This is a genomic window from Hydrogenothermus marinus (genome assembly GCF_003688665.1).
GTDB classification, from domain to species: domain Bacteria; phylum Aquificota; class Aquificia; order Aquificales; family Hydrogenothermaceae; genus Hydrogenothermus; species Hydrogenothermus marinus.
Map to the genome: position 1 here is coordinate 126,130 of NZ_REFO01000012.1, position 22,907 is coordinate 149,036.

The window sequence follows — 22,907 nt, forward strand, 5'->3', positions numbered from 1 at the left end:
ATTTAGCTACCTCCCCAAAAGCCAGCCAAGAATACCTTTTTTTTCTTCTAATTCATTAAATGGTATATTCTCACCTTCTAGTCTTCTAGCAACATTTCTTAAAGCTTGTCCAGCTTTATAACCTTCTTCAAGTACTATTGGCTCGCCTTTATTTGTAAAATCAACCATTTTTTCTTCATCAGGAATTATACCTATTTTTGGTATTTGAAGTATTTCTTCTATATCTTCAACTGATAACATTTCTCCTTTTTTGACTTGATGGAGTTTTATTCTATTAATAACAAGATTCATTTTTTGTTTTTCCATAGATTCTAATAAACCTATTATTCTATCTGCATCTCTTACAGAGGATACTTCTGGATTTGTTACTATTAAAGCTTCCTCTGCAGGAGCTGCTGCAGTTTTAAAGCCACCTTCAATTCCTGCAGGAGAATCTATAAAAATATAATCAAATTTTTCTTTTACAGTTTCAACTATATCTACCATTTGATCTGGTTTTACTGCATCTTTATCTTTTGTTTGAGCCGCAGGAAGTAGATAAAGAGAAAGTCCTCTTTTATCTTTAACAAAGGCTTTTTCTGGAGGAACTCTTCCTTCAACAACATCTACTATGTCATAAACAATTCTATTTTCAAGACCTAAAATCATATCAAGATTTCTAAGACCTATATCTGCGTCTATTGTAAGAACCTTTTTACCAAGTCTGGCTAGAGCAGTTGCTATATTTGCTGTTATTGTTGTTTTTCCTACTCCGCCTTTACCTGAAGTTACAACTATAACTCGTGCCATTTTTAATTACCTCATTATATTTTTTCAATATATATCTGATTATCTTCTATATATGCTTTTTCGGGATACTCAGGTTCTTCTATAACATCTGGAGAGCGAGAAAAAAAGCTTGCTATTCTAAGTTGCTGTGGCATAAGCTTTAAAGCAAGAACAATAGCAGTTTCATCTCCATTTGCTCCTGCATGAACTATACCTCTTAGTTTACCCATAACTATAACATTACCTGAAGCTATTATATAAGCATCAGGATTTACATCTCCAAGTATGAGAATATCTCCATCATATTCTATTCTTTGTCCACTTCTTACTGTTTTATTAACTATTTTTAGAGCTTTTTTTTCAATTATTTTATTTATTTCTTTTCTATTATTATCTTTTTCTGTTTTATGGAACTTATACCCAAGTATTTTAGAATTATATTTTTTTAAAATATCTTCTAATTTATCAATTTGCTCTTTTGTTAAGTTTAAATCTTGATAATCTATTACTGCATAAGAATTTTCAAAAAAAGCAGAAGAAAGCTTTTCTTCTAATTCTTTTAAATTTTCTTCAAAACTTTTTTCTTTATCTAATTTTATTAAAAGAGCAGGTACAGTAATACCTTTTAACTCAAGTCCCAATTTAATTCTCTCAATAATTTTAGGTTTAATTTATTATATAATAATTTTTCTGAAATTTTATAATAATTGTTTTATGGTAGGGAATTTATGGAAAATTTTAACGAATATTTTAGATATAAAGATGGAAAACTTTATTGTGAAGAAGTACCTTTAGAAAAAATTGCCGAAAAAGTAGGTACTCCTTTTTATGTTTATAGTAAAACAGCTATAGAAGATAAAATTAATCAGTATAAAGAAGCTTTTAAAGATTATCCAACTTTAATCTGTTATGCAGTTAAAGCAAATTCTAATTTGTCTATTCTCAAAATAATAGAAAAAAATGATATTGGAGTAGATATTGTTTCTGGAGGAGAGTTATTTAAAGCAAGAGAAGCAGGAATTCCTCCAAATAAAATAGTATATGCAGGAGTTGGAAAAACAGATTTTGAACTTTCTTATGCTGTAAGAGAAGAGATTTTAGCTTTTAATGTTGAAAGCTTTCAAGAGTTAGAAGTAATTGATAAAATAGCAAAAGATAGAAAAAAGAAAGCAAGAATATCTATAAGAGTAAATCCAGATGTTAATCCTAAAACTCATCCTTATATATCAACAGGATTAAGGGCAAGTAAATTTGGAATAGATATAAATGAAGCTTTAGATGCATACAGATATGCCTCAAAGCTAGAAAATTTAGAGATTGTAGGAGTTCATTGTCATATTGGTTCTCAGATAATGGATATATCTCCTTATAAAGAAGCAGTTGAAAAAGTAGCAGAATTAGTATTTGATCTAAAAAAGGAAGGAATAGAACTACAATATTTTGATATAGGAGGTGGCTTAGGTATTAAATATAAGCCTGAAGATAAACCTCCTCATCCAAAAGAACTTGCAGATATTGTAATTCCAATCGTAAAACAGACAGGATTAAAACTAATAATAGAACCGGGAAGATCTTTAATTGGAGAAGCGGGAGCATTAGTATCTCAAGTTATTTTTACAAAAAATAAAAAAGATAAGCATTTTATAATTGTTGATAGTGGAATGAATGATCTTTTAAGGCCTGCCATGTATAATGCCTATCATCATATATTACCAGTCAATAAAAAAGATAAAAAAGTAGTTGCTGATATTGTAGGACCTATATGTGAAACAGGAGATTTTTTTGCTCTTGATAGAGAAATAGACGATTTACAAAGAGGTGATTATTTAGCTGTAATGAGTGCAGGGGCATATGGATCTTCCATGTCTTCTAATTATAATGTAAGACCAAGAGCTGCTGAAGTATTAGTTGAAAAAGATAAGTTTAATATAATAAGAGAAAGGGAAGATTATAATTATTTAATAATTCCTGAAGAAAAAGGAGAAATATAAATGAAAGTTCTAGTTGTAGGTAATGGTGGTAGAGAACATGCATTAGCTTGGAAGATAAAACAAAGTCCAGTTGTAGATAGATTATATGTTGCAAGAGGAAATGCAGGTATATGGCAGATAGCAGAAAAAGTAGATATATCTCCGACAGATATACCAGCTTTAGTAAAATTTGCTAAAGAAGAAAAAATAGATTTAACAGTCGTTGGGCCAGAACAACCTCTTTCAGAAGGTATAGTTGATGTATTTGAGGAAGAAAATTTAAAAATATTTGGACATAGAAAATCTTCTGCAATTCTTGAAGCTTCCAAAGTATTTGCAAAAAACTTTATGAAAAAGTATGGGATACCTACTGCCTTTTATGAAACTTTTGACAATGAAAAAGATGCTATAGATTTTGTAAAAAAACAGCAAATGCCAATAGTAATAAAAGCTGATGGTCTTGCAGCAGGAAAAGGAGTAATAATAGCTAATACCTTAGATGAAGCTATCCAAACTATAAAAGATATGTTTAGAGGAAAATTTGGAGAAGCCTCAAAAAGAATAGTTATAGAAGAGTTTTTAGACGGTGAAGAAGCATCTTATATTGCTATGGTAAAAGGCGAAAAACTTGTTCCTATGGCAACTTCTCAAGATCATAAAAGAGTTTTTGATGGAGATAAAGGTCCAAATACTGGTGGAATGGGAGCATATTCACCAGCACCTATAGTAGATGAAAAGATTGAACAAGAGATTCTTGAAAAGATTATGTATCCTACTTTAAAAGGTATGAAAAAAGAAGGTAGGGAACTTTGCGGATTTTTATATGCAGGTCTTATGATAGGAAGTAAAGGAATAAATGTTTTAGAATTCAATGTAAGAATGGGTGATCCTGAAACTCAACCTATAATGAGAAGATTAGAATCAGATTTAGTTCAACATATTCTTGATATATTAGATGGAAATATTGACAAGGTAAAACCAAAATGGAGTAATAAATACTCTATTGGTGTTGTAATGGCATCAAAAGGATATCCAGGAAAGTATGAAAAAGGATTTGAGATAACAGGCATAGAAGAGGCAGAAAAAGATCCAGATATAGTTGTTTTCCATTCAGGAACAGATATAAAAGATGGCAAATTAGTAACAAATGGTGGTAGAGTTTTAACAGTTACTGCAGTAGCAGAAACATTAAAAAAAGCTAAAGAAAAGGTTTATAAGGCAGTAGAAAAAATACATTTTAAAGGAGCTCATTATAGAAAAGATATTGGAGATAAAGGTATAAAAAGGTTAGAAAATATATAAAAATATGTTTTATAATAAAAAAATGCTTGAATCAAATAGGAGGATATCTAATGTTAAGTTATGATGTTTTAATTGTTGGAGCTGGTGGTGGTGGTTTAATGGCTGCTTTAGAAGCAAATAAAAACAAAAATGTAAAAGTTGGAGTAATAACAAAAGTTTATCCTACTAGATCCCATACAGGTGCAGCACAAGGTGGAATAAATGCTGCATTAGCGAATGTTGATCCATCTGACAGTCCAGAAGTTCACGCATTTGATACAGTTAAAGGTTCAGACTATCTTGGAGATCAAGATGCAATAGAATTTATGTGTGAAGAAGCACCAAAAAGAATATATGAACTTGAGCATATGGGAGTTCCTTTTTCAAGACTTCCAGACGGAAGAATAGCTCAAAGACCTTTTGGTGGTGCAGGTTTCCCAAGAACATGTTATGCAGCAGATAAAACTGGACACGTTATGCTTCACACAATGTATGAGCAATGTTTAAAAAATGGTGTTGAGTTTTTAAACGAATGGTATGTTAAAGAGCTTTTAATTGACAATAATGAAGCAAAAGGTGTTATTGCTATAGATATAAGAAATGGAGAAGTTCATGTAATAAAAGCTAAAGCTATAATATTTGCAACAGGTGGATATGCAAGAGTTTACTGGGTAAGAAACTCAAATGCAATTGGCTCTACAGGTGATGGTATTGCAATAGCTTATAGAGCTGGAATTCCAATAAAAGATATAGAATTTGTTCAGTTTCATCCTACAGGATTAAGATCAACAGGAATCCTTGTTACAGAAGGAGCAAGAGGAGAAGGTGGATATCTTATAAATAACAAAGGTGAAAGATTTATGAAAAATTATGCTCCAAATAAAATGGAGCTTGCTCCAAGAGATATGGTTGCAAGAGCTATAGAGACAGAAATCCTTGAAGGTAGAGGATGGGGAGAAGGAATGAATGCTTATGTTCATCTTGATCTTAGACATCTTGGAGCCGCTAAAATTAAAGAAAGACTTCCACAGATTAGAATGCTTGCAATAGATTTTGAAGGTATTGATCCTATAGAAGAACCTATCCCAGTAAGACCGACTGCTCATTATTCAATGGGTGGAATTCATGTTGAAGACTATAAAACTTCTATGACTCCTGTTAAAGGGGTATATGCAGTTGGAGAGTGTGCTTGTGTTTCTGTTCATGGAGCAAATAGACTTGGTGGAAACTCTTTACTTGATATTGTTGTATTTGGAAAACCTGCAGGAGCAGCAGCTGCAGAATATGCAGAGAATATACCTGAAGATACTTCATATAACTATAAAGCTGAAGAAGAAAGAGCAAGAAAAGAGATAGAAGAACTTCTAAAGAAAGAAGGAACAGAAAATATAAATGATATAAGAACAGAAATGGCTCAAACAATGTGGGATAAAGTAGGAATATTTAGAGAAGAAAAACCAATGCAAGAAGCTATTGAAAAAATAAAAGAATTAAAAGAAAGATATAAAAATCTTGCACCAGGAGATAGTAGCAAACTATTTAACACTGCTTTAATAAACTATCTGGAGCTTGGAAATCTATTAGATTTAGCAGAAGCAATAGCTGTAACTGCAGAAATGAGAAAAGAGTCAAGAGGAGCTCATGCAAGAAGAGATTATCCTGAAAGAGATGACGAAAACTTCCTTAAACATTCTTTAGCATATTACACTGAAGATGGACCAAAAGTAGAATATACAGAAGTAAGAATTACTAAATATCAACCACAAGAAAGAAAATACTAAAAAAAAGGGGACTTTATGTCCCCAGATTTTCTAAAAATTTGTTATAAATAAAAAAGCCTATCAATGGAAAAACTGACAGAACCAATACTGATAACTTATAAGAAAAAATAGAATCATTAAATGTATAAGTAATAATTCCCCATATTAAAGGCGATAAAATACTTGCAAATTTTGAAGATGCTGAAAAAATGGCAAACCTTGATGAAAGTTGCTCTGAAGGAGAAATCTTTATTAAAATAACTCTAAGTAAAGTCCAGCTTGATGCAATAAGAATTCCAAAAATAGCACCTATAATATAAATTAGATATTTATTTGAAATTATAAGAGCTAAAAATCCAAAAAACCAAAAAAGAATAATATATTTTAAAGACTTTATAGGATTAAAAATATAATCACATAATTTTCCAATAAATGGGGCAGAGATAACTGCAAAAATTCCTGCAAGAGCAATTACTGAAATAACTTGTCCTGTTTCAAAAGCAAATACTTTGTGAAGATAAAGAGACATAAATATAATAACTCCATGAATAGCATCTGTTAGAAAGAATATAGATATTATAAAAAGCAAAAAAGTTTTATCTTTTAATAAAGATTTTAAGGAAAAATTCATATTTAATTTTGGAATATCCATTTTAAGTAAAAATAAAGAAGGAAATGAAAATATGGCGAAAATTATAGCTGTAAACATAAGAATATTATGAGGCTCTTTTTGAGTCAAATTAGTAATAACTAAAGCTAAAATACCTCCTATATATCCTATCCCTACTCCTAATCCAGATATAAAACTGATATTATTTTTCTTAGACAAATTATTAAGAATAGAGTTATAAAATATAAGTGCTGTTTGATAGCTAATGTTTAATATAAAGAATATAAAAAGAGCATAAATTAAGTTATTTGCAAAAGATAAAGCTACCAGCAAAGAAAATATAGCTAATATACTAATTTTAAAAATTTTTAGTTTTAAACCATGTTTATCAGCAAATTTACCTAAGATTAATCCAATAAAAATAGCAAATACTATAGATAAAGAATAAGTAAAAGAGTAATGATAACTTTTTCCTCCAAAATAGGAAACAATAATTAAAGGAAAAAATACAGAGATTATATTCGCTGAGAATATAGTCTCTGCAAAATCAAATAAAGCCCAAGAAAGAATATTTTTATTCAAAATTCAAAATCTAAATCATTATAAATTTTATATATATTTTTAAAGTGAAATGCCTTAAATTGAGGATATTTTTTCCATTTAACATTACTTAATTTTTCTTTTATTTCATCATAAGATAAATCTTCATCTTTCATTTTTGATATTTCGTTTCTTAAAAATTTTATATAGTCATATGTAAAATCTATAGCAGATTTATCTAAAGGTTTATTATGTCCATTATATATAACTTTAATATCCACATTTTTTAATTTTTCTAATACTTTTAGCCAGTTTTTACTATTAGAACCACTATCTCCTACAAATGGTATTCTATTTTTTACTACTAAATCCCCAACAAATATTATTTTATCTTCTGGTATATAGATAATAATATCTGAACTTGTATGAGCAGGAGCAACATTTTCTATAATATACTTCTTGCCATCTATAGTAAATACTCTTTTATCTTTAATAACAATATCCGGTTTTACAAGCTTTACATTTTCAAATATACCTTTAAAAGAGTTTTTTATACCATTTAAATATAAATCTGCTTTACCTGAAGTATAAAAATCTTCTAATCCTTTACTTCCTATTATTTTAGCCCCTTCTTTTTTAAATTCTGATGCTCCAAAATAATGATCTAAATGATAATGAGTAATAAAAACATATTTTATAGGTTTATTACTTACTCCTTTTAGCTTAGAAATAAATTCTTTTGCAAGTTCAGGTGTTGATAGTGTATCTACAACTATCCAACCTTCAGATGTTAAAATACCATAAGCATTAGATATAAAACCTTTATTCTCTTTGGAAGGAAGCCCAATATTACCTTCTACCATATATATATTTTTATTTACCTTTTTTAGCTCCATTGAGAAAGAAAAAGAATTTATAAAAATTAACAGAAGTAGTAAAACAGATAATCTTTTCATGTCTTATCCTCCTTATATTTTAAAAATTATAGTAAATTTAGTTCCTTTACCATATTCAGAATGCATATTTATAATCCCTTTATGACTAAATATGATTTTATATACCATTGGAAGTCCAAGACCAGTTCCTTTCTGTTTGGTAGTAAAAAACGGCTTAAAAATCTTTTCTTTATCCTCATCTTTTATACCTATACCATTATCTTCTATTTCAAGAATTACAAATCTTTGTCCTTTTTCTTCTTTCTGATATGTAGAAATTTTTATATATCTTTCTTTATCTCCTTTTTCTTTTATTGCATCTATAGAGTTTAAAAGTAGATTAAATAAAACTTGTTTTATCATATTTTTATCAAACTCAAAATCTGGAATTTCACCTAAATTAGTTATTGTTTTTATATTTTCTTCTTCAAAATCATCTTTTAAAAGATTTAATGTTCTTTTTATTTCTGTATTTAGATTATTTAACTTAAAATTTGGCTCTATCAATTTAGAAAAGTTCAAAAATGTGATAGTCATCTCATTTAGTCTATTTACTTCCTCTTTTATTACAGATGAAAACTCTTTTACAATCTCATTATCTATGCTATGTTTTAAATAACTTGCTGCATTTCCTATTGCATACAAAGAATTTTTTACTTCATGGGCTATTTTTGCACTCATTTCACCCATTGCTGCCATACAGTTTAAAGTTTCTCTTTCTTTATGGGCTTCTTCAAGTTTCTTTAAAAAATCTTTTAAAGAAGCTGTCATCATATAAAAACTAAAAGAAAGCTCTTCTATCTCATCTTTTGCTAAAGAATGGAATTTTTCACATTTTGAACATTCCTTAATTGAAAGGCCCCCTATATTCTCCAGTATTTTTTCTGGATTTTCAGCTACTATCCAGCATTCTTCAGATATACTTTTTGTACATTTTTTATCTTTTTCTTTCTTTAGAGGTTTATTTAGTATATTTTTATACTGAAAGTCATCAGTTGAAATTCCAATAAGTTTGTCCTTTAATTCCTTTATAGGTCTTATTATTAAACCAGTTATAAAAAAAGTTCCTAAGAAAGAAGCAATAATTACAAAAATAGCTATACTTCCTGTTTGGAATATAACAGACATTATTTCTTTATCAGCTGATTTTTTTATCATATTTTGATTATAGATAGATACCACATATCCTATTGGTTCATTATCTATTTTTACTGGATAGAAGAAATAAGTTTTTTCTTTTATATCTTCTATAAAACTTTTATTTCCTTTTGATAGAAACTTTGTCAAAGCATTTCTATCTACTTTGCCAAGTTCTTCAATATTACTATTTCCTATAATCTTTCCATCTATATCAAGAATTTTTACATTTTCTACTGCTTATTTTCTTTTATCTTTTGTATCATCTCATCTAATTTATCCATCTGTCTTAAAACAAAGCTATCTATATAACTATCAATTATGCTTTTTATATTTTCAATAGTAGCTATATTTTTCTCATTTATTAATTTTTTTTCAAACCCTAATGCAGTTAAAAATATAGAACCAAATAAAAGTATTAATATGTATATTGATGTTGCTAATGATGTTTTCCATTGAATAGAAAGCTTTCTTAAATTTAATTTTTTCATCTTAAAAATGGATATTTATCAAGTATTTCTTTATAATCTTTTATAACTTCAAACATATATTCTTTAGCTTCAACAAAACCATCTATCCCTGCTTTTTTTAATAAATGTTTATCATGTAAAGAAAATAAAACATTTTTTATATTTATTATTTCATTTTCATCTAAATTAGAAGATGCAGAGATTACATATCTTGGCACATAAGGGGTTCTTGCTATTATTTTTATACCTTTATCAATATATTTTTTTGCACTTTCTTCTTTTACTCCTGCTGCATCTGCAAGACCAGCAAGCACATTTAAAATAGCGGCTTTATCTGTTCCCGAACTCCACATATCTGGAATATCTTTATAAGTAATACCTTCTTTACTTAAAACATAAAGAGGCATTACACAATTACTTGCACATACAGAACTACCAAGAGTTATTTTTTTCCCTACTAAATCTTTAATACTCTTTATATTGCTATCATTTCTTACTATCCATACGCCTGTTTCTAATATTTTATTATTGATTTTTAAAACGGCTAAATCTTTAGCATTATACTTTTCTTTAAGTTCAAAAAAAACAACAGGACATGTCACTGCAATATCAATTTTTCTATCTTTATAAAGAGTTAAAAACTTTTCTACTTTTTTTACTATTATAAGTTGTACAGGCTTTTTTAATATATTAGATAAATACCTTACCAGAACTTTATATCTTTTATACTCTTGTATTGGACTTTCAGATGAAAGAACAGCAAAAGTATAAAAATCTTTACCGTAAGAAAAAGAGGCAAATATTAAGATGAATAATAAACTACTCAAAAACTTTTTTATCATAGTTTTTCCTTTTTTGCAATTTACAAAATTTATATTATATATAATAATTATAAAGAAAAATATAACAAGGTAGGTTTAGTATGGCAGATATTTTACTTATAGAAGATGAGAAAAACATTATAAAAATCCTGCAAAAGATATTAACAGAAAAAGGTTTTAATGTTGATGTTGTAACAAATAAAATTCAAGCTATCTCAAAATTAAATGCAAAACAGTACGATATTATTCTAAGTGATTATAAACTTTCCGATGGTACAGGAATAGAAATTTTAGAAACATTTAGGAAACAAGATAGTATTACTCCTTTTATTATTATTACTGCTTATGGTTCTATAAATGGTGCAGTTGAAGCAATGAAAAAAGGTGCAAACCATTATTTACCAAAACCTATAGATTTCAATAATCTACTAAAAATTTTATCTTTTTATATAGAAAAAAAAGGAAAAAGTATAGATACAGAAAATTTTCATGGAATTGTTGGAAAAAGTCAGAAAATGAAAGAGCTTTTTAAGGAAATCTCTATTGTTAGTAAAAGTGATTCAACTATTTTAATAGAAGGTGAAAGTGGCACAGGAAAAGAAAAAGTAGCTAAAGCTATACATAAACTTTCCAAAAGAGCAGAATTTCCTTTTATAGCTATAAATTGTAGTGCTATACCAGTTGATCTTTTTGAAAATGAGCTTTTTGGACATGAAAAAGGAGCTTATACAGGAGCTTCAAATAAAGAAATAGGTAAAATAGAACTTGCAGGAGAAGGAACTTTATTTTTAGATGAGATTGGAGAGCTTAATTTAGTTTCTCAAGCAAAACTTCTCAGAGTATTACAAGAAAAGGAGTTTTTTAGGGTTGGAGGATCTAATTTAATTCCTGCAAAATGTAGATTTATATCTGCTACAAATAGAAATTTAGAAGAAATGGTAGAAAAAGGTAAATTTAGAGAAGACTTATTTTATAGAATAAATGTAGTTCATATAAGAATACCTCCTTTAAGAGAAAGGAAGGAAGATATTCCTTTACTTGTACAACATTTTATTGATAAATTTTCCAAAATAGATAATAAAGAGATTTTCTCAATTGATGATGAAGCAATGAATATTCTTCTTGATTATGACTGGCCAGGTAATGTTAGAGAACTGGAAAATGCTATTGAAAGAGCTGTTGTTATGTGCCAAGAAGGAATAATTAAAGCTCAACATCTTCCTCCAAGAATTTTAAAGAAAAAAGAAAGTTCTAAAAAGGAATCTATAGAAACTACAAATCTTATAGAATTAGAAAGAAAAATTATCAAGAAAGTTTTAGAAGAGGAAAATTGGAATCAAACAAGAGCAGCAAAAAAATTAGGAATATCAAGAAAACAACTTAGAACAAAAATGAAAAATTTAGGTCTTTTAGAAAATCTGTCCCAAAAAGAACAAAACTAAAATTTAAAATTGTTCCAAATGGGACAATTATTTAATATAAAAAAATATGTTTCCACTTAGCTGATATATGTAAAAACTAAGTTTATAAGGCGATTTAATTCAAATTTAAAAATTGGCACACTGTTTGCATAAATAAAAATCCAGAGTATAAAAAAGGAGGTTTATTATGAAACCAAAAAAGTTTTACTTTCAAGTCTTATTCTGGGAGGCTTTGTTTATTTTTCAGATGTTAATGCTCAAGACTGTCCAGGAGTACAGTACCCAGATGCAAAAAAAATAATGTTAAAAGATGTTAATCCACCTCCAAGATTATATGCAATACCTGAGAACTGTAAACTAGACAATCCTAAATTTATAGCAAAGAAAGCAAAAGAAGGAAAAAAGATATTTAATAACAAAAAATTAGCAAACTGTGTAGCTTGTCATAATGCACCTGGTTCAATAAATGCTGGGGATATAGGGCCTGATTTAACTGGATATATGAATGGTTTATTTAAAGCTAAAGATTTAAGAGGACAGAAAAAGACTATAGATTGGATATATCAAAGAATAGCAGATTATAGGGTTCAAGTTCCTAAGGAAATGAGAGATCCAAAATCACCAAAATTTGTACCTTATTACAACATAATGACAGTAAACCTTACAACAAGAGCATTAAATTACGATCAAGTTTGTGCATTAACTGCATTTTTAATGACATTAAAATAATGAGGAAAAAGTGATAAGAGTATTTATTATGGTAGCTATATTAACTGTTTCAGCTTTTGCAGATATAAAATGGCAACCTTATGAAGAAGCTTTTAAAAAAGCAAAAGAGCAAAATAAATTAGTAATGATATATATATTTTCTCCAAGTTGCCATTACTGCAAGAGAATGGAAGCTACGACTTTTAAAGATAAGAAAGTTCAAGAAATAGTTAATAAATACTTTATTCCTGTAAAAATTAGAAAATGTTCAAAAATAGGACAAGAAGTAAGAAAAGAATACGGATATTTAGGAACCCCTACTTTTCACTTTATAGAATCTTCTGGTAAAAAAGTAAAAAGTATATTTGGTGCTTGGAAAAAAGAAGATTTTTTAAAAATCCTTAAATATTTTTATGAAGGACATTATAAAAAGAAATCAATGACTGATTATTTCTTAGAAGAATAAAAAGGAGGTTATATTCATGAACAGGAGAAAATTTTTAAAAGGTGTTGCTATCTCAGGAGTATTAGTTGCTATATCTCCTAAAATTTTACCAAATTCTGTTGCAAGAGCAGAAAATAAACCAAAGAAAAAATCTTTTGAAGAGGCAGTTAAAGAAGTTTTAGGAGTAGATGCATCTAAACTTGAAGCATCTTCAGATATTAAACTTATAGCTCCTTCTATTGCAGAAAATGGGGCAGTAGTTCCTGTTAAAGTACAAGTAAATCTTCCAATAGAACAGGTTAAATCAATTCATATTTTTGCAACTAAAAATACAGACCCTCATACATTAAGCATGTTTTTAAGTCCTGCAAATGGTAAAGCTTATCTCTCAACAAGAATAAGACTTGCTAAAACTATGCCAGTAGTAGCAGTAGCTGTTTTAAAAGATGGAAGAACTATTAAAGCTGAAAAACCTATAAAAGTAACAATTGGTGGTTGTGGTTAATTTATTAAATAAAAAATAAGGAGGAATTTAAAATGCCAAGAGTAGCAATGATTAGAGTATCACCAAGAAGGTATAAAAAAGGAGATATTGTAAAAGTTAAATCAATTATAATGCATCCAATGCATACAGGTCTAACAAAAGATAAAAAAACAGGGAAAATTATTCCTGCAGATTATATAAACAAAGTTGAAGTTTATTATGGTGATGAAAAAATAACTACTTTTGATTTAAAAGGTTCTGTTAGTGCAAATCCTTTCTTGGAATTTTATATAAAAGCAGACAAAAAAGCTCCTTTAAAAATGGTATGGAAAGATATTACTGGAGATGTAACTGAAAAGACTATCCAAATAAAACCTAAAGGGTAGGAGGAATTTAGTTATGAGAATGAAAAAATTTTTAATGGCTTCTGCTATTATTGCTGCTTCTACATCAATGGCAGCAGAAGTAATTTCACCAGAAGACTGGAAACTTTATCAAGAAGGTATTAACCCAGGAGAGATTTTTGCAGAAGAAGTAGGTGGGAAATTATTTAATAAACCTATGGGACCTGAAGGTAAATCTTGTGCTTCTTGCCATACTAAAAATGGAGAAGTAGAGGAAAAAGTGGCAACTGCAGCAGCTTATTATCCAAAATATGACAAATCTTGTGGTAAGGTTATCAATTTAGAGCAAAGAATTCAGCTTTGCCAAGCTAAGTACCAAAAAGTAAAACCTTTTTCTTTAAAAAGTAAAGAAAATGTTGCATTAACTACATATCTTTACTACTTAGCTGCTGGAACACCTATAAAAATAGATTTATCTGAACCTCATGTAAAAGAGTATCATGATTATGGAAGATATGTATTTACCTTAAAAAGAGGAAAAAGAAATCTTTCATGTCAGGTTTGTCATGAATTTGCAGTAGGCCATGTTTTAAGAATGCAACCTCTTTATCCCCTTGGAACACAAACTATAAATGGTTCAAAAGGAAAAGCAAATGCTTCTTTATGGCCAGCATATAGAATGACAAAAGATAAAGTTTTTACTCTACAACAAAGATTCTTAGGCTGCCAAAAACAAGCAGGTCAGAAAAAATTACCATTAGGTTCAAAGGAAATGGTAGCTCTTGAAGTTTATATAAAATCATTAGCTAATGGTGTAGAACTAAAAACTCCAGGACTTAGAAGATAATTAGGAGGTAATTTATGAACCTTACAAGAAGAGACTTTTTAGAACTTGCAGCTATAGCAGGTATATCTTTAACATCAGGAGATGCTTTAGCTAAGCTAAATAATATGTCTCCTGAAGAGTTAATGTCTTTCAAATCTGTTGGAAATATTACTTTACTTCATATATGTGATATGCATGCTCATTTAAGACCTTTATACTGGAGAGAACCATCAACTTTAGTTTCTCATCCTAAACTTGTAGGAAAACCTGGATTTTTATGTGGAGAAGCTTATCTCAAATATTACGATATTACTCCTGGAACAATAAGAGCTTATTTTGATACATACTTAGATTTTCCAGAACTTGCCCATAAATATGGGAAAATGGGTGGAGTTGCCCATATGGCAACACTTGTTAAACAGATAGTTGCAGAAAGAGGAAAGGATAAAGTTTTATTTATGGATTCTGGAGATACATGGCAAGGAACAGCTATAGGTTTATTCACTAAAGGAAAAGCTATAGTAGATGCTCAAAACCTACTTGGTATAGATATTATGGTAGGTCATTGGGAGTTTACTTACGGAAAAGAAAGAGTTCTTGAACTTGTAAATAATCATCTAAATGCAGAATTTATAGCTCAAAACATAAAAGACTCAATGTGGGAAGAGCTTGTATTTAAACCTTATACTATAAGAGAAGTAAACGGTGTAAAAATAGGAATAATAGGAAATGCTTTCCCATACACACCAATAGCAAATCCAAAAGAGTTTGTAAAAGGATGGACTTTTGGTATTCAACCAGAAAGTTTACAGCAATATGTAGATGAGCTTAGAGAAGATAAGAAAGTTGATCTTGTAGTTCTTTTATCTCATGATGGTTTTTCTTTAGATCAAGCTTTAGCAAAAATGGTAAATGGAATTGATATTATATTCAGTGGACATACTCATAATCCAGCTCCAAAACCAATTTTTGTAAATAACACAATGATTGTTATTGCAGGCTCACATGGTAAATATCTTGGAAGATTAGACCTTGATGTAAAAAATGGAAAAATTAGAAAATACAACTATAAGTTAATTCCTATAGCTTCTAATTTTATAAAACCTGATCCAGAAGTAGAAAAATTTGTTGAAAAAGCATATGAACCTTATAAAGACAAATTAGATCAAGTAATAGGAAAAACAGAAACTCTTTTATACAAGAGAGATACATTCTACTCAACATTTGATAGACTCATTGGAGAGGCTATAAGAGATAGAACAGATGCAGAGATAGTATTTACCCCAGGATATAGATGGGGAACAACTATTTTACCTGGCCAAGATATTACAGTTGATAATGTTTATGAAATGACAGCTATTACTTATCCAGATGTTTACACTTTTGAAATGACTGGTGAACAGATAAAAATGATTCTTGAAGATATAGCTGATAATGCATTTAATGAAAATCCACTTTATCAACAAGGTGGAGATATGAGTAGGCTTTTAGGTTTAGAATATGAGATTAAACTTGGAGCTCCAAGAGGAAAAAGACTTAGAAATATCAAAGTAAATGGTAAAGATCTTGATCCAAAAAGATCTTATGTTGTTTCAGCTTGGGGTGGAAACTTATACAGAGTAGGTAAAAATGTAAGACCAGATCATCCCCCAGTTTATGAAGTTGTAATTGACTACATTAAAAAGCAGAAAATTATAAAAGTTCCTTATGAATCTAATGTAAAAATTCTTGATGTTAAATGTGGATGTCCTATGGAAGGTGGAATATGCCCGTAAAGATTTTAAATATTTTTTCTATCTTTTTAATAAGCATGTTTTTATCATCCTGTGGAATTGAGTATATATCTATGTCAGAACATGATCCATGGGATGATGAAGATAATGTAAAAATCAAAAAAGTTTCTACTAAAGAAAAACATATAAAAGAAAAAAAGCTACCAGAATCTGCAAAAGAGGAAGCTGAAGAGATAGTAGAACTTCCAGATATATATGAAATTAGTTGTGAATTATCACTTGAAGAAGCTGATTTATTACTAAAATCTGCCCTGGAAGAAAGAAATTTCAAAATTATTAAAGTGTCTCATGTCACAAGAGGAATGAAAGAACAAGGAAGAACAGATTTTTGGGAAGATATGAATATCTATATGGTTTGCAGACTTTCTGATGGTTATTTTGTGCTAAAGCATAATCCATGGCTTGTAGGAATGTGTCCTTTAAGAATCTATACATATAGAAATAAAGAAAATAAGCTTGTGATTGGATTTTTTAGACCATCTTTAGCAATGAAATGGATGGGAAATCCAGATTTAAAAGCAATAAAAATATTAAAACTTTATGATAAACAGCTAAAAGAAGCTGTTGATACAGTTTGTAGTAAATAAAAACAAAAAACCTTAAGGAGGAGTAGTCATGAAAAAAGTTGTAGCATCAGCATTAGTAGGTCTTGGAGCAGCAGCATTATTTAATGCTCCATCAGCAAATGCAGCACCAACATTTTATTTTGGAGATGGAAAAAAATTAACGATTTTCCAGATGGTACAGGTATGGAATGTTTATACTCTAAAAAATGATCCTTTTAACAAGGATATAGATGCAAGAAATGATATTTATATCAGAAGAGGTAGAATTGGTGTAAAAGGTAAATTAAGAAAAGATATCTCTTTCAAAGTATGGTTTGCGTATGATAATCTTGGTAAAAATGAGGCATCTGCATCTACCGGAACAGCGAATGCCAATTCTGCCCATGAAAATAGAGAGTTTTATATATGGGATGCTCTTTGGACATGGCATTTAGATCCAGAGTGGGCTAATATTTCTATTGGATATTTCAGACCTCAAGTTGGTAGAGAAAGTATTACTACTGCATTTAAGGTAATATCTTTCCAAAAAGCTTTAACAAACTTTGATGTAAGAAAGCATATAGTAGGTAGAGGTCCTGGTAGAGAAACAGGTATTAATATTGGTGGATTAGCATTAAATAAACAGCTAAATTATAATTTTGGTATTTTTGATACTAATAGTACAAAAATAGTTAAGGATATAGGTGGAAAATCTGATAAAGTTGGTGATGGTAAAAAATGGTCTCCTCTGTTTGCAGTAAGAGTTGCTTGGTCATTTAGAGATCCTGAGCATAAAAAATATAAAATGGGTTATACACAAACTTATTATGGAAAAAGAAATGGTGTAACAGTAGGATTAAACTATACTTATCAAGGAGAAACAGATGTATTTAAATCAAATAGTTTAAGAGGTGTTGATCTTCTTGCAAACTTTGGTCCTGTAGACTTTGTTGCTGAATATGATTGGTTATATAGAAAGCTTCAAACTGGAGAAAGTGGTACAGATACTGTTTGGTCTGTAAAAGCAGGATATAACATAAAATTAGCTAATGGACAGATTGTAAGACCTTCTGTAATGGCTTCTAAAGAAGATATTGATAAAGAAGATCCTAATAATGCCAAAGAAAGTCTCACTGGACCAGCTATTAAACAAGAAGTTTATGAAATAAGTTTAAACTGGTTAATTAACAAAGATAAATTCAAATTAAACTTATCTTATGACTGGGGTAAGAAAAAAGATAAAGACTTTTCTTATATTGGTGTAGGATTCCAGTTTATCTATTAATATCTTAAAGGGGCATAAAGCCCCTTTAAAAAAACAAGAAAGGAGGAATATATGATTAGATTATTAAGCTTATCTGCAATTTTTACACTTCTTATAAGTTTAAACTCATTTGGATGGCAACCTGAAACAGGAGGTTCTGGAAAAGGACTTGATATTTTTAAAGTAGAAATGGATGCAGATCAATTAGTTATAGTTTTAAAATCAAATCTTGAAGCATATCAAATAACCCTTGTTGATACTACAAATCCAGTTGCTCCACTTTCAAACAATGTAAACCTCTTTCCAGATTTTGATAAGCTAAAAATTTCTTTTATTCAGAACTTCTTAGTAACAAGTATTACAACTTTATATAAAATCTATACAACTGATCCAAATGCTATAGTTTTATCTCCATGGGTAATAACAATTTATCAAAGAGAAGATGATGATTATTCCTATATAGTAGTAGCTAAGGGATCTATGTTATTAGATGGTACAAAATTTCCAAAAGTAAAAAAAGCAGCAGAAGAGTTAGAAAGTAGAATAGAACAAGCAATAAAAGATTTAGGTGCAGTAAAAGTTCAATAAAAAAGAGGTTATAAAATGAAAACCTTAAAAATATTAATAATTTTTCCTTTGATCTTTTTATTTTCTATATCCTATGCAAAAGAAAAAAAGTTAGCTACATTTGAAGTTTCAGAAGAAACATATCCAACAATAAAAGTTGTATATGATTGGAATTTATCGTCACCAGAAGATGTTAATCAAGCCTTAAACTATATATCAAACCATATTAAAGCATATACTCAATATGCTCCTTTTTCAGAACTTAAAATTGTTGTAGTAAGTCATGGTCCAGAAGCTGTTATATTTGCAAAACAAAATAAAGATAAGTTTAAGCAGATTTTAGAAAGAATAAAATCTTTTCATGATGCTTATGGAGTTAAGTTTTATGTATGTAATAATATTTTAAAATTTATGGGTTTTAAAAGAGAAGATATACAACCATTTGCTATTATAACACCTGCAGGTGTTGCAAAACTTGCCGCTTTACAAGAAGAAGGATATAGACTTGTTCCTGCTGTTGTTCATAATTTAAAAGCGATAAAAGAAAAATACGGAAAAAAATAGATTTTTAAGAGGTAAAGGTAAAATGCCTTTACCTTTTTTAATCAAGCATTTTTTTAAGTCTATTTTCCCATAAATCTCTTAATAAATTCATATCTTCTTCTATTTTAATACCATTAATATTAAGATTTAGTTTTTCATCAGCCTTTACTTTTCCAATAATCTTAAATCCTATTCCTTCTTTTTCAGCAATATCTTTAAGTTTATTTATACTTTCTTTATCTGCAGATATTACTACCAAACTTCTCATTTCATCAAAAAGTTCAAAATCTGGCCTATATGTAGTATCTATATTTAAATCAATTCCGAAAGTTTTTTCATTAATAAATGCAGATTCTAAAGTGGCAGTTATTAATCCACCATCTGAAACATCATGAGCAGATTTTATTAAATCTTTATTTTCTCTAATAAATTTTGAAAGCTTCAACTCTATGTCTAAATCTATTGGTGGAATATCTCCTTCTACTTTTCCATAAACTTCTTTCAAGTACTCACTGCCATTTATAGTTGGCTTTTTATCAACTTCTCCAATTATAGCTATAATGTCTTCTTCATCTTGATAAAAAGAAGGTATAGCATCTTCTGGATTGTCTAAAACACCAACAGCTACAACTACAGGTGTTGGATATATATTAATTCTTTTATCTTCTAAAACTGTTTCATTATAAAGAGAAACATTTCCACCAATTACAGGTGTATTCAATTTTTTACAAGCATCAGCCATACCTTTTGTAGCTTGTTCAAACTGCCACATAATTTCTGGATTTTCAGGATTTCCCCAGTTTAAACAATCTGTAATAGCTAAAGGTTTTGCTCCAGAAACATAAACATTCCTAACTGCTTCAGCTACAACTCTTTTACCACCTTCATATGGATTTAAATATACCCATCTACCATTTCCATCAGAAGATATTGCTACTGCTTTTTTTGAGTTTATTTCAGGTTTTACAGCCCATCTTACTCTTAAAACTGCTGAATCACTACCTGGCTTAACAATAGTGTTAACTCCAACTTCATGATCATACTGACTATATATCCAATCTTTTTTTGCTATTGTTGGAGAAGATAAAACTTTTTTTATTGATTCTTTTATATCTTTTTCAGGAAGTTTATTTTCATCAAACTCTTTTACTTTATCTAAATAATCTGGTTTTTTTCTTGGTCTATTATAAACAGGGGCATCATCAACTATTGCAGAGATAGGAAGATCAACAACTTTTTCACCTTTATAAAAAACTTCCATTCTTTTAGTATCTGTAGTCTCTCCAATATCTGCCGCTTCAAGTCCATAAAATTTTGCTATTTTTATCACTTCATCAACTTTATCTTTATCTACAGCATAAAGCATTCTTTCTTGAGATTCTGAAAGAAGAATTTCGTAAGGTGTCATTCCTTCTTCTCTTAATGGCACATTCTCAAGATAAACTTTTACTCCCATACCAGATTTAGCACCAAATTCAGAAGTAGAACCTGCGAGCCCTGCTGCTCCAAAATCTTGACATCCAACAATTAAACCTTTTTGCATAACTTCTAATGTACATTCAACAAGTCTTTTACCAAAGAAAGGATCCCCTATCTGAACATTTGGTCTTTTGTCTTCTGTTTCTTCTGAAAATTCAGCAGATGCCATTGTAGCACCATGTATTCCATCTCTACCTGTAGCAGAGCCTACCATTACCATTCTTTGACCTACTTTTGTAGCTCTTGCTTTGAAGATTTTATCTTTTTCTAAGATTCCAATACAAAAAGCATTTACTAAAGGATTTCCAGCATAAACTTCATCAAATACGGCTTCTCCACCAATTGTAGGTACACCTATACAATTTCCATAAAATCCTATTCCTTTAACAACTCCCTTTATTATAGGTTTTGAATCTTTTATATTTTTTCTATTTCCATCATTTCTTGGATCTCCAAACCTTAAACTATCAAATGCAGCTACAGGCCTTGCTCCCATAGATAAAATATCTCTTATTATTCCACCTACTCCTGTAGCGGCTCCATGGAAAGGTTCTATATAAGATGGATGATTATGACTTTCTACTTTAAAAGCTACTGCATATTTATCATCTATTTCTACAACCCCTGCATTTTCACCTGGGCCTTGTATTACCCAAGGTGCTTCTGTAGGAAATACTTTCAAAAATGGTTTTGAAGATTTATAAGAGCAGTGCTCACTCCATAATGCTCCAAATATTCCAAGTTCTATCTCATTAGGCTCTCTATTTATTAACTGGATAATTCTTTTATATTCTTCAAGGTTTAAACCATGGGCAGATAAAATTTTTTCGTCCATAAAAAACTCCTAAATCAAGTTTGAAATATATTTTATCATTGATTTAGACAAATATTATAAAAAATCCACAAATAATGGTAATAACAGTTAAAAATATAAGCATATTTTTAGAAAGTGTTTTATTTCCAAAAGCAAATATATAACCATATTTGAAAAAACTATTTGATATAACAGCAATTAAAATTCCTTTTATTGCAATTTCAAGAAATGAAGGATTATCTTTAACCATTTGAGATAAAGACAATGTGATAGCATCAACATCAATAACTCCAGATATAAAACTTCCAATATAAATTCCTGTACTACCTATATAAAATTTAAGAGCTTTAATTACAAATAAGACAACAGCATAAATTATCCCAAATTGAATAGCAGACCAAATATCATACGGATTTTCAATATTTATCTCCTTTTGTGTTTCTTTTTTATAAATAAACTCATCTTTATATTTTACAAAGATAATAACTAAATATATTAAAGTTGTTATTAATAAAGGAATAGCTAAACTTTTTGTAAGTTCATAAGAAAATAAACTTGATAATACTAAAACTCTAATATTCATAATAGCCCAAGCTAAAGCTATACCAACAGTTGTAGATTCAGTAATTGAAGGTATTTCTTTTGATTTTTTGGCAAGTTCATAACTTACTGCAGTACTTGATACAAGACCTCCAATTACTCCAGTTATCCATATTACTTTCCCACCTTTCCATTTTAAAAGTACATATCCAATAAAGTCTAATGTAGAAACTATAATTACTACTTTCCAAATATCTTTTAAATTAAAAGCATTAAAAGGCCCAAAATCTTTATCAGGAAGTAATGGATATACAACTATAGTAATAAGAATAAATTTTAAAATAGAGAATATATCTTCTTGAGATAAACCTTTTGCAAAAGTTTCAAGTCGTGTTTTTAAGGCTAATAAGAAAGTAATTATTATTGTTAAAAAAACTGCTATATAGATATAGTTATAATAGGTTAAAACACCAATTAAAAAAGATATTATTGCCGTTACTTCTGTTGTAACACCTCTATCACGAGAAAAATCTAAGTAAAATTTTATTATTGTAAATAAAATTAAAGCTCCAAACGTAAAATAAAAAATACCTTCAAAATAATTTTCATAGATTAAAGCTGATAAACAGCCAAGAACTGTAATTAATGGAAATGTTCTTATTCCAACAAAAACTTCTTTTTCTTCTTTAGCTTTATGTTCTCTTTCTAATCCAATTATTAATCCTAATAAAATAGATAATATTATTTTGATAAGTAATTCTTTATCTAAAGAATATGAAATAAATTCCATTGATCTCTTTCCTTATATATTTAATTTTTTTTAAAAGTATTAATTTTATTTA

The 22,907-nt window shown here is 29.0% G+C and carries 23 protein-coding genes; 14 read left to right on the plus strand and 9 right to left on the minus strand.

Translation table 11 applies throughout. The features are described from left to right. Positions 1-6 precede the first annotated feature (6 nt). Both minD and minC read right to left on the minus strand, forming a co-directional pair. Entirely contained in the window at positions 7-789 is a 783-nt protein-coding gene (gene minD / locus CLV39_RS05595) for a septum site-determining protein MinD (protein ID WP_121923258.1), read from the minus strand. A 14-nt stretch (positions 790-803) separates the two neighbouring features. Further along, positions 804-1,409: a septum site-determining protein MinC gene (gene minC / locus CLV39_RS05600; protein ID WP_121923259.1), complete on the minus strand. Its 606-nt coding sequence runs from the start codon at positions 1,407-1,409 to the stop codon at positions 804-806. A gap of 87 nt (positions 1,410-1,496) precedes the next feature. Here minC and lysA point away from each other — a divergent pair, with 87 nt between their 5' ends. Genes lysA through sdhA form a run of 3 tightly spaced genes read left to right on the plus strand, consistent with a single transcriptional unit; the run spans position 1,497 to position 5,800 of the window. Next, positions 1,497-2,759: a diaminopimelate decarboxylase gene (gene lysA / locus CLV39_RS05605; protein WP_121923260.1), complete on the plus strand. Its 1,263-nt coding sequence runs from the start codon at positions 1,497-1,499 to the stop codon at positions 2,757-2,759. Then, the gene (gene purD, locus CLV39_RS05610) at positions 2,760-4,040 is read left to right on the plus strand and encodes a phosphoribosylamine--glycine ligase (RefSeq protein WP_121923261.1); all 1,281 of its coding nucleotides are present in this window, start codon (positions 2,760-2,762) and stop codon (positions 4,038-4,040) included. Positions 4,041-4,090: 50 nt separating this feature from the next. Continuing rightward, complete coding sequence (gene sdhA, locus CLV39_RS05615) at positions 4,091-5,800, plus strand: succinate dehydrogenase flavoprotein subunit (RefSeq protein ID WP_121923262.1); 1,710 nt, start codon at positions 4,091-4,093, stop codon at positions 5,798-5,800. 13 nt (positions 5,801-5,813) lie between these two features. On the opposite strand, the gene CLV39_RS05620 is transcribed toward sdhA, so the two are convergent. The 5 genes from CLV39_RS05620 to CLV39_RS05635 form a co-directional block, all read right to left on the minus strand. After that, the gene (locus tag CLV39_RS05620; RefSeq protein WP_170145611.1) at positions 5,814-6,971 is read right to left on the minus strand and encodes an MFS transporter; all 1,158 of its coding nucleotides are present in this window, start codon (positions 6,969-6,971) and stop codon (positions 5,814-5,816) included. Next, entirely contained in the window at positions 6,968-7,885 is a 918-nt protein-coding gene (locus tag CLV39_RS05625; RefSeq protein WP_121923264.1) for an MBL fold metallo-hydrolase, read from the minus strand. The genes CLV39_RS05620 and CLV39_RS05625 overlap by 4 nt, the downstream gene beginning before the upstream one ends. A 12-nt stretch (positions 7,886-7,897) precedes the next feature. Then, entirely contained in the window at positions 7,898-9,151 is a 1,254-nt protein-coding gene (locus CLV39_RS05630; RefSeq protein ID WP_245960324.1) for a sensor histidine kinase, read from the minus strand. An 83-nt stretch (positions 9,152-9,234) separates the two neighbouring features. Beyond that, positions 9,235-9,492 (minus strand): hypothetical protein, encoded by a 258-nt coding sequence (locus CLV39_RS08750; protein WP_245960325.1) that lies wholly within the window; start codon positions 9,490-9,492, stop codon positions 9,235-9,237. Next, on the minus strand, positions 9,489-10,313 hold the full coding sequence (locus CLV39_RS05635) for a phosphate/phosphite/phosphonate ABC transporter substrate-binding protein (protein WP_121923265.1): 825 nt from the start codon (positions 10,311-10,313) through the stop codon (positions 9,489-9,491). The genes CLV39_RS08750 and CLV39_RS05635 overlap by 4 nt, the downstream gene beginning before the upstream one ends. Positions 10,314-10,393: 80 nt before the next feature. On the opposite strand from CLV39_RS05635, the gene CLV39_RS05640 reads away from it, so the two are divergent. From CLV39_RS05640 to CLV39_RS05690, 11 genes are all read left to right on the plus strand, one after another. Beyond that, positions 10,394-11,734, plus strand: a complete 1,341-nt coding sequence (locus CLV39_RS05640; RefSeq protein WP_121923266.1) for a sigma-54-dependent transcriptional regulator — start codon at positions 10,394-10,396, stop codon at positions 11,732-11,734. 279 nt (positions 11,735-12,013) lie between these two features. After that, complete coding sequence (gene soxX / locus CLV39_RS05645) at positions 12,014-12,442, plus strand: sulfur oxidation c-type cytochrome SoxX (RefSeq protein ID WP_121923267.1); 429 nt, start codon at positions 12,014-12,016, stop codon at positions 12,440-12,442. Between the two features lie 10 nt (positions 12,443-12,452). After that, complete coding sequence (locus tag CLV39_RS05650; protein WP_245960326.1) at positions 12,453-12,887, plus strand: thioredoxin family protein; 435 nt, start codon at positions 12,453-12,455, stop codon at positions 12,885-12,887. A 16-nt stretch (positions 12,888-12,903) separates the two neighbouring features. Continuing rightward, positions 12,904-13,371, plus strand: a complete 468-nt coding sequence (gene soxY, locus CLV39_RS05655) for a thiosulfate oxidation carrier protein SoxY (protein WP_121923269.1) — start codon at positions 12,904-12,906, stop codon at positions 13,369-13,371. A gap of 32 nt (positions 13,372-13,403) precedes the next feature. Then, a complete protein-coding gene (gene soxZ / locus CLV39_RS05660) occupies positions 13,404-13,736 on the plus strand; it encodes a thiosulfate oxidation carrier complex protein SoxZ (protein WP_121923270.1) in 333 nt (110 codons plus the stop codon). Positions 13,737-13,749: 13 nt separating this feature from the next. Continuing rightward, positions 13,750-14,541 carry a sulfur oxidation c-type cytochrome SoxA gene (soxA, locus tag CLV39_RS05665; RefSeq protein WP_245960327.1) on the plus strand — a complete coding sequence of 264 codons (792 nt, stop codon included), beginning with the start codon at positions 13,750-13,752 and terminating at the stop codon, positions 14,539-14,541. Positions 14,542-14,555: 14 nt separating this feature from the next. Next, positions 14,556-16,295: a thiosulfohydrolase SoxB gene (gene soxB / locus CLV39_RS05670; protein ID WP_121923271.1), complete on the plus strand. Its 1,740-nt coding sequence runs from the start codon at positions 14,556-14,558 to the stop codon at positions 16,293-16,295. Then, a complete protein-coding gene (locus tag CLV39_RS05675; RefSeq protein WP_170145612.1) occupies positions 16,286-16,900 on the plus strand; it encodes a DUF302 domain-containing protein in 615 nt (204 codons plus the stop codon). Before soxB ends, CLV39_RS05675 begins: the two co-directional genes overlap by 10 nt. A 28-nt stretch (positions 16,901-16,928) precedes the next feature. Next, positions 16,929-18,143, plus strand: coding sequence for a porin (locus CLV39_RS05680; protein WP_121923273.1), 1,215 nt, complete (start codon positions 16,929-16,931; stop codon positions 18,141-18,143). 51 nt (positions 18,144-18,194) lie between these two features. Continuing rightward, the gene (locus CLV39_RS05685) at positions 18,195-18,710 is read left to right on the plus strand and encodes a hypothetical protein (RefSeq protein WP_121923274.1); all 516 of its coding nucleotides are present in this window, start codon (positions 18,195-18,197) and stop codon (positions 18,708-18,710) included. 15 nt (positions 18,711-18,725) lie between these two features. Further along, on the plus strand, positions 18,726-19,253 hold the full coding sequence (locus CLV39_RS05690; RefSeq protein ID WP_121923275.1) for a DsrE family protein: 528 nt from the start codon (positions 18,726-18,728) through the stop codon (positions 19,251-19,253). A 37-nt stretch (positions 19,254-19,290) separates the two neighbouring features. Here CLV39_RS05690 and purL read toward each other — a convergent pair whose 3' ends face one another. Both purL and CLV39_RS05700 read right to left on the minus strand, forming a co-directional pair. Then, positions 19,291-21,546, minus strand: a complete 2,256-nt coding sequence (gene purL, locus CLV39_RS05695; protein WP_121923276.1) for a phosphoribosylformylglycinamidine synthase subunit PurL — start codon at positions 21,544-21,546, stop codon at positions 19,291-19,293. Between the two features lie 43 nt (positions 21,547-21,589). Further along, complete coding sequence (locus tag CLV39_RS05700; RefSeq protein ID WP_121923277.1) at positions 21,590-22,855, minus strand: MgtC/SapB family protein; 1,266 nt, start codon at positions 22,853-22,855, stop codon at positions 21,590-21,592. Between the last annotated feature and the right edge of the window lie 52 nt (positions 22,856-22,907).

Coding starts and splice junctions, on each gene's coding strand:
- CLV39_RS05675 (WP_170145612.1), top strand. CDS start 16,286: ATGCCCGTAAAGATTTTAAATATTTTTTCTATCTTTTTAATAAGCATG.
- purL (WP_121923276.1), bottom strand. CDS start 21,546: ATGGACGAAAAAATTTTATCTGCCCATGGTTTAAACCTTGAAGAATAT.
- purD (WP_121923261.1), top strand. CDS start 2,760: ATGAAAGTTCTAGTTGTAGGTAATGGTGGTAGAGAACATGCATTAGCT.
- soxZ (WP_121923270.1), top strand. CDS start 13,404: ATGCCAAGAGTAGCAATGATTAGAGTATCACCAAGAAGGTATAAAAAA.
- soxA (WP_245960327.1), top strand. CDS start 13,750: ATGAGAATGAAAAAATTTTTAATGGCTTCTGCTATTATTGCTGCTTCT.
- CLV39_RS05635 (WP_121923265.1), bottom strand. CDS start 10,313: ATGATAAAAAAGTTTTTGAGTAGTTTATTATTCATCTTAATATTTGCC.
- CLV39_RS05625 (WP_121923264.1), bottom strand. CDS start 7,885: ATGAAAAGATTATCTGTTTTACTACTTCTGTTAATTTTTATAAATTCT.
- sdhA (WP_121923262.1), top strand. CDS start 4,091: ATGTTAAGTTATGATGTTTTAATTGTTGGAGCTGGTGGTGGTGGTTTA.
- minD (WP_121923258.1), bottom strand. CDS start 789: ATGGCACGAGTTATAGTTGTAACTTCAGGTAAAGGCGGAGTAGGAAAA.
- CLV39_RS05680 (WP_121923273.1), top strand. CDS start 16,929: ATGAAAAAAGTTGTAGCATCAGCATTAGTAGGTCTTGGAGCAGCAGCA.
- soxY (WP_121923269.1), top strand. CDS start 12,904: ATGAACAGGAGAAAATTTTTAAAAGGTGTTGCTATCTCAGGAGTATTA.
- soxX (WP_121923267.1), top strand. CDS start 12,014: ATGTTAAAAGATGTTAATCCACCTCCAAGATTATATGCAATACCTGAG.
- CLV39_RS05640 (WP_121923266.1), top strand. CDS start 10,394: ATGGCAGATATTTTACTTATAGAAGATGAGAAAAACATTATAAAAATC.
- soxB (WP_121923271.1), top strand. CDS start 14,556: ATGAACCTTACAAGAAGAGACTTTTTAGAACTTGCAGCTATAGCAGGT.
- CLV39_RS08750 (WP_245960325.1), bottom strand. CDS start 9,492: ATGAAAAAATTAAATTTAAGAAAGCTTTCTATTCAATGGAAAACATCA.
- CLV39_RS05700 (WP_121923277.1), bottom strand. CDS start 22,855: ATGGAATTTATTTCATATTCTTTAGATAAAGAATTACTTATCAAAATA.
- CLV39_RS05690 (WP_121923275.1), top strand. CDS start 18,726: ATGAAAACCTTAAAAATATTAATAATTTTTCCTTTGATCTTTTTATTT.
- lysA (WP_121923260.1), top strand. CDS start 1,497: ATGGAAAATTTTAACGAATATTTTAGATATAAAGATGGAAAACTTTAT.
- CLV39_RS05685 (WP_121923274.1), top strand. CDS start 18,195: ATGATTAGATTATTAAGCTTATCTGCAATTTTTACACTTCTTATAAGT.